Raw genomic sequence first — 15550 nt, 5'->3', positions numbered from 1 at the left:
TCAGGACTGACATGACCGAGACAGCAGAGTCAAGGCTCATCGCCGCCAACCATCCCGTCGGCAGCACGACCGAAACTTTGATCGGCGTGGACATAGGCGGCACCAAAACCCATGGCGTGCGGTTTGAAAACGGCGTCCCGGTCGCCGAAGCGGTTGCCGGCAGCGCCAATGTCCAAAACGTCAACCAGGAAGTTGCCAAAGCAAACCTCGCAGATCTTTTCACCGAACTTGGCTACGGCAGTGTGCAGCGGGTGTACGCAGGATCCGGAGGAATAGATACAGCTGCTGACGCCGTAGCACTCGAAGCACTGATCACCCCGTTCGCACCCAACGCGCTGATCACAATCGTCCATGACTCCAGACTGCTGTTGGCCGCCGGAGGGGTCAGTACCGGGGTGGCGGTCATTGCCGGGACCGGTTCAGCGGCCTGGGGACGCAACCCGCGCGGAGAAGAGGCCAGGGCCGGGGGATGGGGATACCTACTGGGCGACGAAGGCAGCGGCTACTGGCTCGGCCGTGAGGCCGTCCGCTACAGCCTGCGGAGGATGAACCAGGGCTGTGAACCGGACGCTCTCACTCAACAGCTTCTCACTGCCTGCGATCTGGACCAGCCCGATGAGCTGATTGGTCTGTTTCATTCGGCAGGAACGGGCCGCCGGTACTGGGCCCAGCATGCGCGCCTGGTCGTCGAAGCTGCCGATGCCGGACACCGCCCCAGCCAAAAAATGCTAGACCAGGCTGGACAAGACCTCGCCCACATGACTGCACAGGCCCTCTCACAGCTGGGCATCACCGGACCGGTCATTTTGGGCGGCGGACTCGGCACAAACGTCCCGAGTCTCCAAGCAGCCTTCCGCGAAGCCTTGTCCAAAGACGGGATCACGGATGTTCGGGGCCTTGAGCAAGACCCCGCCTTCGGCGTCCCGTACCTCGTCTCCGAAGACCCGGCGAGATTGCCCTAAGGAAGCAAATCGGTGCTCCCCCGGCGCCACCCCGTCCCCTTTCCAGAACATTCGTCCCCGCCGCAGAGCGCGGCATCAGGAGGCTCACATGCAGTCCGTCCACCTACCACTCCACAACGCCGTTCCGGTCACACCCGCAACAGGTGCCCTCTCACCGCTGTCCCTGGCTGCGGTATCCCTGGCCGGAGGGTTCTGGGGTGACCGCCAGAACCTCAACAGCTCCGCGATCATCCCGCACGCCGTCTCCTGGGTCACGCGCCTGGACTGGGTAGCCAACCTGGAAAAGGCCGCAGGGGGCGAGAAGTACGAGCACCGAGGCCGCGAATTCGCCGACTCGGAAATCTACAAACTCATAGAAGCCATGTCCTGGGAGCACGCCCGTTCCGGGGAAACGGAACTCGACGAAGTCCTGGACGCATTCATCGACAAATTGGCCGCCGCCCAGGATCCAGACGGCTACCTGCACACCCTCTTTGGCCGACCGTGGCAGCAACCCAGATACTCCGATTTCAAGTGGGGCCACGAACTGTACTGCTTCGGGCACCTGATCCAAGCCGCCGTAGCCAACCACCGCGCAACTGGAGCCACAAAACTCCTGAACGTCGCCCGCAAACTCGCCGACCACGTCTGCACCATGTTCGGCGAGCACGGCCTCAACAAGGTCTGCGGACATGCCGAAATCGAAGTGGCACTCGTGGAGCTCTACCGGGTCACCAATGAGCGCCGCTACCTGGACCAGGCGAAAATATTCATCGAACGCCGCGGCACCGGCACCCTGCCCCTCTTCGAATTCGGTCAGGCCTACTGGCAGGACGACCTGCCCGTCCGGGCCGCCACCGTACTGCGTGGCCACGCAGTTCGCGCGCTCTATCTCGCGGCCGGCGCCGTTGACGTAGCTGTTGAAACCGGTGACAGCGAACTGCTGGATGCCCTGAAACTCCAGTGGCAAAACACCGTCGCACGACGCACCTACATCACCGGTGGGATGGGCTCCCACCACATGGACGAAGCCTTCGGAGAAGACTTCGTGCTGCCACCGGACCGCTCCTACTGCGAAACCTGCGCCGGCGTCGCCTCCATGATGTTCAGTTGGCGCCTCCTGCTGGCAACCGGTGAAACCAAATACGCCGACCTCATCGAACGGACTCTCTACAACATCGTCGCCACCTCACCGGCACCAGACGGCAAGACATTCTTCTACGCCAACACCCTCCACCAACGCACCAACGCCGGGACCGCGCCCCTCAACGACGACGGCGTCTGTATCCGTGGTGGGTCCAGCGGACGCGAAGCATGGTTCGAGGTCTCCTGTTGCCCGCCCAACGTTGCCCGGACCCTTGCCAGCCTGGGCGCCTACATCGCCACCAAGGATGACCAGGGCGTACAGATCCACCAGTACGCGGCGTCGCGTATCCAGACGCAGCTGGCATCGGGGCTTTTGGTCCTGGACGTGGACACGAACTACCCCGCCACCGGACGGATTAAGGTGGCCGTGGCCGAATCACCCGATTCCCCTGTAACCCTCAGCCTTCGCGTACCCGCCTGGGCCCAGGGCGCGATCCTGGATACCGGCGACGGCCCGGAACCCGTGAGCCCTGGCAGCGTGTCCGTGACCCGCTCCTTCCAGCCCGGAGAGGAAATCCTCCTGGACCTGCCGCTGGAGCCGCGATTCTCCTGGCCGGACGAACGGATCGACGCGGTCCGCGGATGCGTAGCCGTCGAGCGCGGACCCGAAGTCTTCGCCCTGGAATCTGTTGACCTCCCAGCAGGCTGGGAGCTCGAAGACGCACGAATTGACGCCGCGTCCGGCGTCACGGATAACGAGGGTGCAGTCACCGTGAAACTGGTCGGAGTTCGGCCACCTGCCGAAAGCGATTGGCCGTTCGCTCCGGCCAACAACTCCGACGGGACCGATGGCAGCTTCCAAGCGGACGTGCCACTGGTTCCCTACCACTCCTGGGCCGAGCGGGGGAGCTCCACGATGCGGATCTGGATCCCAACCACTGCCACGTCCTCATAAGAACAGGTCAATGTGACTTGAATTACAAACGGGGGCAATCTAGGCTAGCTCTGATATCGATATCAGAGCTAGCCTGCACCCTTAGCGCAAGCAGGCCCAAGCACAGGCTCGTCGAGGCCGCCCAAACGAAGGCGTTTAAATATGACGAATATCAAGCTGTCCGCACCGCCGGGACCGGTCCGGGCTCCCGGCCCCCCGCCCGGCAAAATATCCGGCGAGCGGGGCGCTGGTCCAGCCGGCGGGCACAAGCGGACCTTCAGGTCCCGGCTGCGTACTGACTGGCCCCTGCTGCTCCTTGCCGCACCGGGTATTCTCCTGGTCCTTGCGTTCCACTATGTGCCGTTGCTCGGGAACGTCATCGCTTTTAAGGACTACCAGCCCTTCATCGGCATCTGGGAGAGCCCCTGGGTCGGGTTTGAGAACTTCAAGGTCCTTTTCAACGGCGACGCGGCCTTCCTGCGGGCGCTGGGCAACACCCTTATCATCCTGCTTCTCCAGGTAGTACTGGTCTTCCCCGCACCCATTGCCTTGGCACTGCTGCTGAACAGCCTGATGTCCAACCACATCAAACAGTGGGTCCAGAGCATCCTCTACCTGCCGCACTTCATGTCCTGGGTGATCGTCGTGGCGATATTTCAGCAGATGCTCGGCGGCGGGGGACTGCTGAATGCGATGCTCCGCTCAGCCGATCTTGCCACCGTATCCATCATCGGCAACCCTGACCTGTTCAAGGCACTGATTACCTCACAGGTGATCTGGAAGGACACCGGCTGGGCAACGATCTTATTCCTCGCCGCCCTGGCCGGCATCGACCAGTCCCTGCACGAAGCCGCCGCGGTGGACGGCGCGTCACCCTGGCGGCGTATCTGGCACGTGACCCTTCCGGGCTTGCGTGGCCTGATCATCCTCCTGCTCATCCTCCGGCTCGGAGATGCCCTGACAGTGGGTTTTGAACAGATCATCCTTCAGCAGCAGCACGTCGGCCTTGAGGTCTCGGAAGTACTGGACACCTACGTCTTCAATAACGGAGTTATTGGTGGCGCCTGGGGGGTGAGCACCGCAGTGGGGCTTGTCAAGGGCGTCGTTGGCCTGGCCCTAGTCCTGGGTGCCAACAAATTGGCCCACATTTTTGGAGAACGGGGCGTGTACCAGTCATGAGCAATCCCACATTGAAAAATTCCAGCCAGTCCAAGCGCAGGTCATCGGCCCGGGCAAGACGCCTGGCAGGGAACGAGCGTCCCATGTGGATGGGAAGGCCCGGTCCGGTAGTCCTTGGACTGAAAGCAATCGTGCTGACTGTTGCGTGCGTTCTGGTGATCATGCCCTTTGTTGCAGTGGTCTCAACCAGCCTTTCGGATGAGGAAACCGTGCGCCAAGCCGGCGGGTTCGTCTTATGGACCGCTGAGCCGACGTTTGCTGCCTATCAGCAGATATTCTCCGGCGGCGTTGTCACCCGCTCGGTATTGGTCAGCACCGGTGTCACGCTGGTGGGTACGATCATCAGCATTGTGACGACCGTGGCCCTCGCCTACGGCCTGGCCAGGCCCAAGACTCTCGGTGCGAAACCTCTGCTGATGACAGTCCTTTTCACCCTTCTGTTCGCCCCCGGACTGATTCCGTCGTACCTGATGGTGAAGGAACTGGGGCTGATTGATTCCTACTGGGCGCTTATTCTTCCGGTCTGCGTGAACGCGTTCAACGTCATCGTGGTGCGGTCCTTCTTTATGGACATCCCGCAGGAGCTTGTGGACAGCGCGCGGATTGATGGCGCATCCGAGTTCGCAATCCTGAACCGGATCATTCTGCCGCTGTCCCGTGCGGTCATCGCCGTCGTCGCGCTCTTTTATGCCGTGGGGTACTGGAACGCGTTCTTCAACGCTGTCCTCTACCTCAATGACAACGCCAAGTGGCCGCTGCAGCTGGTACTGCGCACCTTCGTGGTGCAGGGCCAGACCTACCAGCAGTCCCTGGACGGTTCCGTCCCGCCGCCGCAGGCCGCACTGCAAATGGCAATCCTCGTGGTTTCCATCGTGCCGATCCTTATCGTCTACCCGTTTCTGCAGAAACACTTCGCCAAGGGCATGCTCACCGGAGCAGTCAAGGGCTGACACCTGGGGGCCAAGCCTCCAGACCAAACTTCAAAGGAGAAAAGACATGAACGATTTCAAACCAACCCGCCGTGGTTTCCTCAGTGCAGCCGTCCTGCTCGGCGGGGCGGCGGGAACCGGGCTGCTGTCCGCCTGTGGTGGAGGCTCGGCCACCGGCACTGCCAGCGCCAACACCCGGGTGATCCTGCCGTCCTACTTTCCCTCTTCCCTGGTGGAGGCGGACCTTCCGGGCAAGGGTGCAGCGATCCAGCCGGGCTTCTTCAAGTACCCCCTCGACAAGCTGAAAAAAACGGTAGAAAAGGCCCCTGGCAGCGGGAGCACTTTCAGCTTCCTCACCCTGACCTTCGGAGCCGTTGGTACACAGAAATCACAGAACCAGTACTGGCAGTTTATGAACAAGGAGCTGAACGCCGACGTGGACGTGCAAACGACACTGGCGGATTCATATCTTCAGAAGGTGCAGACAGTCATCGCCGGCGGGCAGGTACCCGACCTGGTCACGTTCGGCAGCAACTACCCGATCCCGCAGACGCCCGCACTTCTCAAATCCAAGTTCACCGACATCACCGGGTATGTTTCCGGTGATGCCATCAAGGATTACCCGAACCTGGCCAACATCCCCACGGAAGCGTGGCAGGCGACCGTCTTTAACGGCGGTATCTATGGTGTCCCGTGCCCGCGGCCTACTGGCGGGGCACCCATCCTGGCGTACACCGACAGCTTCGAAACAGCCGGCGTGACCGGTGCCCCGGGAAATCTTGAGGAGCTGCGTGAAGCCCTGAAAAAGGTCACCAACCCCGGTAAGTCCCTTTGGGGTGTCTCAAACCCCTTCTCCGCCGCCTACTACGGCCGTCTGGGGAACGGTTCTCCGAACAACTGGCGCGAAGAAAACGGCAAGTTCACCCACGAGATCGAAACCGATGAGTTCGAGGCCGCGCTGGCCTGGGCTGCCCAGGTGAAGCAGGACGGGTCCATCCACCCTGACGGCATCACCGTCGAAGACGGCAACCGGCTTTTTGCCGCAAGAAATGTAGCTACCACGCTCGGGAGCGCCACCGGCTGGCCCGGTGTCTACGCTGCCGCGGTTAAGGCCGGCGCCAAAATTGCGCCCTGGGTGGCGCCCGCCGCCGAAGGAAAAAAGGCCGTCCTTCACGCTGGCAGCCCTTACGGATTTTTCACCGCCTTCGCTAAGACGGAGGACGCAGAGCGCGTCAAGGAAATGCTCCGGATCGCCAACTACATCGCCGCCCCCTTCGGCAGCCAGGAGCACCTGAACGTCACTTACGGCGTCAAGGATCTTCACTGGACGGACAAAAACGGTGTTATCACCCCTACGGACCTGGCCAAGACCGAAAAGGGCATCAGCTTCGGCTACCTCAGCAACGCCCCCATTCCGCAATTCAACCCTGGCTTCGAGGACGGAACGAAGCTGATCCACGGATTCCAGACCAAGACCGAGCCTATGCTTGTGACGGATCCCAGCCTGGTTCTGTTCTCCGATACCTGGAGCAACAAGAAGGCGCAGCTAAACACCCTGATCACCACGGCCATCAATGACGTGGTGCTGGGCAGAAAACCAGTTTCGGCCATCAAATCCGAACTGGTTCCGGCATGGAAGGCCGCCGGCGGGGACCAGGCGCGCAAGGAATTCGAAGACGTGTTCGCCGCAAAGTAGGGCACACCACCGGAAGTTGCGCGGGGAAGCAGTGACGAGGGCTCGTCAGTGCTTCCCCCGCATTCCTCCTTACATACCCATCTATCCAGCTGGCCCAAACATGACACCGCCAGCCCCTGAACCACGAGTTTGTCCCGGAAGGACCCCATGTCATCCGCTACTGGCCTGAGCGCGCAAAAACATCCCGGCCGCGGCCAAGACGAGGACTACTGGCAGGACTTTGTGGATTTCGGTGACCCACGTTCCGAAGCAGCCCACGGGTTCAGCAGCGAGGCGAGCATCGTTATCGGCGGCCAAACCCGCGACGGGGTTCGCGGGCTGCCGCCAGGAAGCGACGCAATACTCCAAGGCAATCCAGGTCAGCCCGGCAGGATCGCCCTGCCGCTTCAACCGGCAGCGACCAGGCTCGCTGACCTGCGCTTTATGATGGCCGTGGACCCATACCAACAGAACTACCTCACAGTGAAGTTCTGGGGTGAGGACTCGTCCCCCTACAAGACCCTTGTGCTGGTAAACGGCGAACAGGCCACCTACCGTACCGTCGGGGATTACGAACCCATCAATGTTGGAACGCGGGGCGGCCTGCCCGGCCATTTCTTCCACTCAACAGCGGCGTTGCCCCTCAGTTCAACCACCGGACAAGGAATCGTTGAAATCACGCTGAGGACGTACGTCCTCTCTTACCGGACCCTTGCAGGACAAACCGGTTTCGAGAAGGCCACCGACATCTCCCGCCGGTTCTTCTCTGCCGGCACGCACACCGTCCCTGCGCTGCCGCCATCAACGTTGATGCCGGATCCGGGCACCACGGCGGAAGCCCCAGGGCCGGACCCTGCGTGGAAACCCGGCCGCCCGTCTCCCGAGGAGGAGACCGCCACAATCGAGGGGTTCCGCCGGTGGCAGGTGAATCACTTCACCGCCCTGGAACGCGTGGCCGATGCGGGGAAGCCGCTGCCGATCAGCAGATACGAGGATGATCTCCGCTTCTATGCGGAGGCACTCCTGATGGACTGGTCATCAACCGGGACACCGGAGCGGAAGCGTCAGGGACTCAAACGCATCTTCGCCTCGATCGACCACTACACCCGTGAATACTACGGAAACGTTTTGCTGCTGGGAACCGGCGGACATCAATCAGACTGGGGCGGCTACTACGCCGCGCTGGGTGAAGCGCTGTATATCGTCGAAAACCTCATAGCCGACCAGGAGGTTTTAGGCGCCGAGGAGTTTGCCTCGTTCCTGGACGAACACTTCAGTACCGGCAGCCACGAAGGACGGACATCCATCGCCGACGCAGGCTGGGATGACGGCCCGCTGACCCGCAGGGCTGCATGGGAAAGGGTCCTGAAGGCAAATTTCGACTTTGCCCGCTCACGGCTGAGCTACATTTACAACCAGGTGATGTACACGTACGAAGGCGCCTGGAAGGCCCACGAGGGGCTGCGTATCATCGACTCGCCCTTCTACCAGGGACGGCAGCGCAGTCACCGGATTGTCCGCGAGTTCCTGGGCATCGAGCCATTCCTCGGTGAGGAAGTTTTGCTCGGCCCTGACGGCAGAAACCTCGATGTGCATCACTCGCTCTTCCATCACGACGACAACGCTGAATACACCGAGGACTACGTCCGGATCATCATGAAAGGCCTCGCTGCGAGCAAAGTCGACGATGACGGCAACCAGGTCCGCCGGATGCCGTACGGTCCGCACTACTATGGGCTCACTCTGGCCGGCCTGGTCCGGGAAAACGGCTACGTCGGAGTGTATGGGGAGTCCACCAACTACTTTCCCTGCTGGTTCTTCAGGACACTCGACCACGCAGGTGATGAGAACATGAACGACGACATCCTCAAAGTAGCTCTGAAGAACCTGCACGCCCGGGGCTTTACCCGCTATCAAGGCAGGACCGAAGCCGGGCACCGGGTCATGTTCATGGAGCAGGTCGTTGATGACCGGAACAGTGACTACCCGGGCAGGCCCGCGTACGGGACCGACGAGGATTCCGGTGCCGCACTGCGCTACGCCGCGCTGGAAGAATTCATGGCCCGCAACCCTGACCGATACTCCGGCAAGGTTTGGGAGGAGTATCGCGAATACGCCAGGGAAGCCACCGGCTACGCCCAGCAGCAGCTGCTGGATGGCCAATTCTTCGATTCCTTCGCCCGCCGCTGGATCGATCGGAAACTCAAATACGATCTCCGGATCCAGGAAACCTTCCGGTTCATGACCGGCGGCAGGGCAGACCTCCTCGGTTCTGCAGGGGCCGGCCGCATCCTGCCGCATTCGCAACTCACCATGCTGACAGTGGCCGAACGGCATGAACTCGGCATTGAAGAGGGGTGGGACAACTCTTCCTTTGCCTGGGTGGACATAGACAACCTGCTCGTTTCGGCACGCGACGCCGACACCCACATCTTCGCTAACCTGCTGGAAAGAAATGCAGGCTTCTCCGGCGCCAGCCGGGCGCACCTGCAATACAGGGGAACGGAACAGCTGCTTCAATTCCAGGCTGAGGCCGACTTGCCGTACAGCTCCGTGGCACTCCGGGGTGCAACCCGGGAGGAGTACCGGCAGAAAGCGGCGGATGAAGTCATTGAGGCCCGTCCCTTCGCCCTGACAGGGGAACTCCTGCCTGTTGCTGCCCAGCCGGGGGTGGGGGAGATCCAGCGTGACAACTTCGTCGAGGACAATCCCTACTCTGCGTACCCGGAAGTTGTCACAGCGCACCTGGGGGAGTACTTCATCGCCATCAATACCACCAGAAGCGATTACGGAAACCGGCGCGCTGTGATCGTCAACCTGCCACGGGAGTGTGATCAGCATCGAGTTCAGGACCTGGTCTCCGGTGAATGGCTGGCAGTAACAGGCGGACAGCTGCCACTGGGCCCGTTGTCGGCGGTCGTGCTGAAAATAGGTATGCGACCCCGTGGCGCAGCGACGGTACCCGGGCGCGTGCCAGCGGTCATCGCCACTGCTGGTGCGGGCAAGATTGGTCTCAGCTGGAAACCCGTTGCAGGAGCGACCGGTTACACCGTGACCCGGACGCTCGGCGACGCTGCGCCGGAAATTATGGCGGCGGGTGTCCGGGGGACTGCCGCGGTTTTCAATGCAGTCGCGGGCGAGGCTGTATATACAGTCACTGCTGCCAATTCCAACGGGTCGGGGGTTCCCTCGCAACCTGTGCAGGGCTCGGCCTTGCCTGCCGGTGCCCCGGCCGGACTCGCCATCTGCCTCATCGGTTCTGGAACCGACGCATCAGTGTCTTCGGCAGGGAACCACTATGAATTCAGCGACGTCATCGCCACCGGCTTCGCGCACGGCGACGACGCAAACCTATATCTTCGCGGCAAACTCGACTCCTTGGCCGCCGCGACAGATTTGGTCAACGGGTCGGTGCAGCTCACGGCCCGGCTCTCACGCGCTTCGGCAACGACGGGAGTGCTGATACGTGAGAATCTCACGGCCCATGCGCGCTACGTCTTTTTCGGAACCAGCGACGATGGAAGATTGGTCTTTCGCACCCGCAGCCTGGACACGAGGGAAGACTTTGGGGCAGGAAACCCCGGCGATGACGCCGGAGGCGGTGAGACGCGGAGCCCCTGCAGCAGGGACCTTGGGCCTCTACGGCTTGATCTCTGGCCCTGGCTGCGGTTACAGCGCGACGCCGTTGGTCACCAGATCACGGCGCTGGTCTCAGCGGACGGACATCACTGGCACCGGGTGGCCAGGGACATCGTACCGATGCCGGACATTGTTCACGTGGGTGTTGGCGTCACGGCGGACGCGGTGTTCGACGACCTCGCCGTCTGCGATCTCGAAGACGACGCGCCCGCTCTGACGGCCGCATATTCGCGGACCAACATAGAACTCGCGTGGACCAAGCCACGGGACCTGACTGTTTTCAATGTCTACGGGGTCGACGCACACGGCGCCACAACGGTCATTGCCCGGGACCTTTGGCAGACGTCGCTGGTTCTTCCTTCACCCTGCCCCTTTTTGACGTGCAGAGTCGTCGGCGCAGGGCCTTCCGGCCGAACAGTCAGCAGCTCCGAACTGATCCTGGATCACATTGGGACGCCACGGGCGACCCCGTAATAGCGGCAGGTCCTTAGAACCTGGCGACGTCACTCGTTGGCATCCGCTGCCCTGACGCACCCCACGACCCCGGTGGCAGCGGAGCCCCAGGGACGGGAAACTTGCTGAACCGGCCAACACTGGCACCTGGTAAATACACACGCCAGACAAGGAAGCAGGGTTGCGTGCCCCTGCGTGCACGTCTCGAAGAACTCTAGAAAGGCACCGGGAGCCTCTATGGCCGCTGGTCTGTGTGGAGACTCCTGCGAGCGGCAGTGTATGGCGGATGCTGGATCTTGGCCGTCGACTCAGTATCTTTCGTGCCCAATCCTTCCTGGGACCGGCAGAGGAAACGTTGGTTAAGTCCGCCTCTGCCGGTTATGGGGTCGTGGCGTCAGGGGGTTTTCAGAAGGACCAGTGCCTGGTGTCCGCTGACTGTCACGGCGGTTCCGCTGACGGAACCGTTTTCGGGGGGAGTAGCAGCTGCCCACTGCCCTGACAGGTCAAGATTTGCCTGCGCTGAGGGGTCGCCGCTGTTGAGGACGACGATGGCCCGCTCTCCCGTGGGTGCCACGAGTTCGTAGGCTTTCATGGTCGCGGAACCCGTCGCGTGCTCAATGGTTTCCAGCGGTTTCGAATCTGTGGCCTTCGGGCGGAGCAGGACAGCGTGATCGGTACCGGCAGGTTGGCCAAGCTGCAGCCACTGCTGGTTTTTCTGCGGCCAGTCGCCTGACACCCTGCCTTCGCCGAGCGCAATTGACGGTTGTGCAGTGCCGAGCAGGTGAACATCCAGGTCCACGCCCTGATATCCGTGGGCAGTCAGCAACCCGGGAGCCTGGTCGATCGAGGTGGTCAGGGTATGGAGGTTGAACCGGCTCGGGGCAGAGGACTTGACGCGGTCCCAGACAAGGTATGCACCGAACGCGCCCTTGAGCTGGATGACGTTGCGCTGGTAGTCAGCGGCCCCGGGCGTTGCACCGCCCGTCTGAACCAGGTCCACCTTTTCAGAGTAATAGCGGACAGGTGTTTGCACCTGGGGCGCTGTTCCTAGCCAGGTCCCATCCGTCGCCTGGAACTGGACAACATTGTGGGCCGCGGCGCTGTTGAACCAGACGTTGTCACCGTTGAAGTAGCCTCCTGTCCCTGAGTCCAGGGCAAGCGGTACCGACTTTCCCCAAAGGGTAAAGCCGGAACGGTCATCATGGTTGTGTCCCAGGGGGCGGGGAGTGTTGGACATGATCAGGTAGTTTTCGTCAGGTGTTCCCACCTTGTCACGCAGGATGTCGTACCCGACGCTCGTCACGGCCGACGAAGCGAGGTTTGGATCCTTGGAAGGCAGAGACGGATCGGTGTTCAACAGCGGCGGCAACGCCCACGGGTTTGCGCCGGTGTCCCTCAGGGGTGATCCAGCTCGCTTCCACGTCCACTGCATCGTGGCTGCCAGATCCGGGTCGGAGTCCTTGTACAGGGCAGCATTCCAGCCCAAGATCCGGTAGGGCTTTTCGTTGTAGTCAGCGTCGCCGATGGCAGGCATAAGTACTGTCCCCGGGGCCTTGGTGTTGGTTGAGTCTGCAGGGGTCTGGATGTTCACCAGGAAGGAGAACATCTTCTTCAGTTTGGCGTCATTGACGAGGTCGGACCCGCCGGCGCGCTTGAGTGCCTGAACGAAGGGAACCAGCCTAACCAGCGGAGCTGCGTGGTAACGGACGGTTTCGGGGAAGGCACCGTCCTCGCCCACGACGGTATCAAGGGTCCATTCCACCTCCCCTTGGGCATGAGCGCGGTACAGCGGGGACGACGTCAGGTTCGGCAGCGCCATACTGACCAGTCCGACACCAATGGCCCGGTCAAGGTTCCAGTTGGAGATGCGTCCCGCCTCGGTGGAGCGGTTGTAGTAAGTCTGGTTCATCTGGGTGTCCTGCATCCAGCCGAGCCGGTCAGTGAGCCATGCACGGTCAGTAGCGCTCATTGATTTGGAATTTATGACCAGATCCAGCGCCTGCGCGTAGCCACCCATGGCGCGGCCGAAATGAACCGCCCCGTACCCGTCCTCGCCGTTGGGCTTTCCACCGGTTGTCAGGGCATAGTTCATACCCCAAATGGATTCACCAATGAGGTACTTGAGTCCCAAAATTGCCTTTTGGGCCGCTTCCTCGTTGCCAGTAACGAGGTAGACGTTGGCGCTTGCCTGGGCTGCTTCGTTAAGCGGAGAGTCCCAGCGGGTGTGAGTGTCCCAGTTATAGGCAGGAGCCTTGTAGGCCGACCCCACCGGCGTCCCTGCATCGTTGGTGTAGGAGACGCTCCAGGTCAGCCCGCTGCCTTCGATGCTTCCTCGCTGGCTAATCGTGGCCCCGAGGGAATAGCGCGCACCTGCCGTTGCCGGCAGGTCCTGGTTCAAGGTAACGGTAGCTTTATCCGCCGGGGAAGCGCCGGAATATCCCAGGGAAACAGCGCCGTCTACAGCCCAGTCGGTGGTCTTGCCGACTTCTGCTGTTGCCGAGGTTACCGTCCAGGGACTACCGCCGGCGCCAAATTGCTCGAAGCTGTGGTCAGGTACGGCAACGGGCTGGCCGTTGGCCAGCGACGTCAGGGTGATGGCATCGACCATGGTCTGGCCTTTTCCGGCGACATCCAGGGACAGCCGCATCTTGGTTGCCCCGGCCGGAACAGTGAATAGGTTGCTTTGTCCCCGATGCGGGTTGACCAGGTACGCGGGGTCCTTCAGCTGTTCGACGGTCCACTGTTGCGACAGGGCGAGTTGGCGCTGATATTCGTCGCCTACAACGCCACTCTTGACGCGCTCCCTCAGGGCCTGGACTTCCGACTTTCCCAGCAGGAGCGATGGGCGTTCGATGGCTTTGGCATCGATGGCCGGATTGACCACGGTGCTTCTGATGAGAGAAAGGTCGTCAAACCAGGCCCGGCCCTTGCCCTCGAGCCGAACAAATGCCCGCGCCTCCGTCGCGGCTGCAGGGGGAAATCCCTGCAACCCGCTGGCGTGCCAGCCGGTGGTTCCGCTGACCGGTTCCGTCCGTTGCTCGCTGAGGGTGCGTCCGTTGGCGTCCAAATACTTTAGGCCTGCAGTAGCGGTCCCGCCTGCCAGTTCGGTCTTCAGCGCGGCCGAGAAATCGTAGCCGGCGAGACGTTCGACAGGGATAGGGGAGGACTCCAGAACCGACTGGTCACCCTCGGACTTGTTGGTGATGGTGAGGGAGTTCTGCCCTGTTTTCGCTGTGCTGGAGTCCGTACCGGCGGTGTTGCCTTCGGCCACGCCCGAGACTGTGTCCATCCGGGCAATGGAGACGTCGTCGAACCATGCTGTCCCGCCGTTGTACAGGCGGTAGTCGATCCGGACCGAGACTGCACCGGCAGGTGCTGCCACGACGGATTCGACGTAAGTCCAGTCGGCTGTGGAGACAGTGTTCTGAACGACCCGGTCGCCGCCGATCGTTTGTCCGTTTGCGTTCCGAAAGATCAGCAAAGGCCGGATATCTCCGGGGGCGGCGTTTTGACCTTTAACCCAGAAGCCGAACTTGTAGGTTCCGGGGGTGATCGGGACGTAGTTGATCTGCTGCCAGTCCCCGATACCGCCGGGGACTCCGTCGATGCGAAGCGATTTAGTCCCCGTGTGGGCAACAGTGTTGTCCCACACCATGGTTGCCTTGGCGGCAGAGTAGTTGAAAGTCTTCCAGTTTTCGGGAGAGGTCGTCCCTGATTCTGCTGACGGGTTAGAAACTGCCAGTGGAGTCCACTGCACCGATGCCTGGCTCCAGCCCGTCGGTGCCTGCTGCTCAGCGGAAGCGGTTGCCTCAGCACCACCGTTAGGGACCAGTTCCCGCTGCTGGCGAACGTCGGGGGCGATGTCGTCTACGTCGACGGCACCCGGGCCAACGACGTGCAGCGAGACCTCGACGGTCTTAGCATCGGCCGGGGTTGCAGCTGTAAGGCTCAGCTCCGACCATTCCCCAGGCTTCATGCCGGTCGCCGGGGAATTCTGCTGGCTGATTTCTTTGCCATCCACTGCGAGAAAGCGCACACGCAACTTAGCGTTCGGCGAACCCTCTGCGGGACGGACCATTGCGCGGTAGAACACCACATTAGTGGTCTTTTCAAGCTTCACCTGCGGGGCGGTAAGCGACGTCGCCTCCGTGGCAGAGATCGACCTGATCCTGGCCCCTGAAGCTCCCGTACGCGCGGAGGACTTCTCAGTCGTCACGGTCCCGGGTCCGCTTGCAGTCCAGCCGGCCGGAAGAGAAGGCTGGGCACCATCCTCAAAGGTGCCACCTGGAATGCTGAAGCCTGCGGAGGTGTCTGTCGCGGGCGCCTGCGGGAAAGCAGCAACAGCACCCACAGCGGTTGCAGGCGCAATAAGTAGAGACAGCGCTAAAGCGGTGCCAATTGGGCGGCAAATAGCTGGGTCTTTCAAAGGTGAACCCCTTCGTTCTGTTTCTTGAGCAGCGTCCTGACCAGGAGCAAGGGCCTCATGTTGCGTCGCGCAAGATGATGCAGATCACTGATATCGATTTCACAATAGGGTATCGGTGTGGCTTGCACAATAGCGATCGCAAGAAGATTCCCGCCCGAGCTCAGCTCTGCGGCGCGCCGCCGAGGCTAAACTTTGGGCACCCCTTGGCGCCTATTTCCACTTGAATAATCCGGATACGCCTGGCGAGCAGGCAACATGCGGCGCCAAAGTACTCGGCCGCAATCGGCA

At 61.7% G+C, this 15550-nt stretch carries 7 protein-coding genes; 6 read left to right on the top strand and 1 reads right to left on the bottom strand.

What is annotated here, in order from left to right:
• Positions 1–11 precede the first annotated feature (11 nt).
• The 6 genes from ACFC25_RS08920 to ACFC25_RS08895 all read left to right on the top strand — a co-directional run bounded on the left by ACFC25_RS08920 (position 12) and on the right by ACFC25_RS08895 (position 10857).
• Positions 12–962: an N-acetylglucosamine kinase gene (locus ACFC25_RS08920; protein WP_376044840.1), complete on the top strand. Its 951-nt coding sequence runs from the start codon at positions 12–14 to the stop codon at positions 960–962.
• Positions 963–1050: 88 nt separating this feature from the next.
• Positions 1051–2982: a glycoside hydrolase family 127 protein gene (locus tag ACFC25_RS08915; protein WP_376044839.1), complete on the top strand. Its 1932-nt coding sequence runs from the start codon at positions 1051–1053 to the stop codon at positions 2980–2982.
• A 141-nt stretch (positions 2983–3123) separates the two neighbouring features.
• Positions 3124–4140: an ABC transporter permease gene (locus ACFC25_RS08910; RefSeq protein ID WP_376044838.1), complete on the top strand. Its 1017-nt coding sequence runs from the start codon at positions 3124–3126 to the stop codon at positions 4138–4140.
• Positions 4141–4223: 83 nt separating this feature from the next.
• The gene (locus ACFC25_RS08905; RefSeq protein ID WP_376044903.1) at positions 4224–5090 is read left to right on the top strand and encodes a carbohydrate ABC transporter permease; all 867 of its coding nucleotides are present in this window, start codon (positions 4224–4226) and stop codon (positions 5088–5090) included.
• A gap of 46 nt (positions 5091–5136) precedes the next feature.
• The gene (locus ACFC25_RS08900; RefSeq protein WP_376044837.1) at positions 5137–6765 is read left to right on the top strand and encodes a hypothetical protein; all 1629 of its coding nucleotides are present in this window, start codon (positions 5137–5139) and stop codon (positions 6763–6765) included.
• A gap of 147 nt (positions 6766–6912) precedes the next feature.
• Positions 6913–10857, top strand: coding sequence for a hypothetical protein (locus ACFC25_RS08895; RefSeq protein ID WP_376044836.1), 3945 nt, complete (start codon positions 6913–6915; stop codon positions 10855–10857).
• 373 nt (positions 10858–11230) lie between these two features.
• Here ACFC25_RS08895 and ACFC25_RS08890 read toward each other — a convergent pair whose 3' ends face one another.
• Complete coding sequence (locus ACFC25_RS08890; protein WP_376044835.1) at positions 11231–15052, bottom strand: heparinase II/III family protein; 3822 nt, start codon at positions 15050–15052, stop codon at positions 11231–11233.
• Between the last annotated feature and the right edge of the window lie 498 nt (positions 15053–15550).

Source organism: Pseudarthrobacter sp. NPDC055928, assembly GCF_042270935.1.
GTDB lineage: Bacteria > Actinomycetota > Actinomycetes > Actinomycetales > Micrococcaceae > Arthrobacter.
Note: the sequence above shows the minus strand (reverse complement) of the source record. Positions and strands in the feature narration are given on the sequence as shown.

Bases quoted from the DNA above. Each gene is read 5' to 3' on its own strand.
- ACFC25_RS08915 (WP_376044839.1), top strand. From the start codon at position 1,051: ATGCAGTCCGTCCACCTACCACTCCACAACGCCGTTCCGGTCACACCC.
- ACFC25_RS08895 (WP_376044836.1), top strand. From the start codon at position 6,913: ATGTCATCCGCTACTGGCCTGAGCGCGCAAAAACATCCCGGCCGCGGC.
- ACFC25_RS08910 (WP_376044838.1), top strand. From the start codon at position 3,124: ATGACGAATATCAAGCTGTCCGCACCGCCGGGACCGGTCCGGGCTCCC.
- ACFC25_RS08905 (WP_376044903.1), top strand. From the start codon at position 4,224: ATGTGGATGGGAAGGCCCGGTCCGGTAGTCCTTGGACTGAAAGCAATC.
- ACFC25_RS08900 (WP_376044837.1), top strand. From the start codon at position 5,137: ATGAACGATTTCAAACCAACCCGCCGTGGTTTCCTCAGTGCAGCCGTC.
- ACFC25_RS08920 (WP_376044840.1), top strand. From the start codon at position 12: ATGACCGAGACAGCAGAGTCAAGGCTCATCGCCGCCAACCATCCCGTC.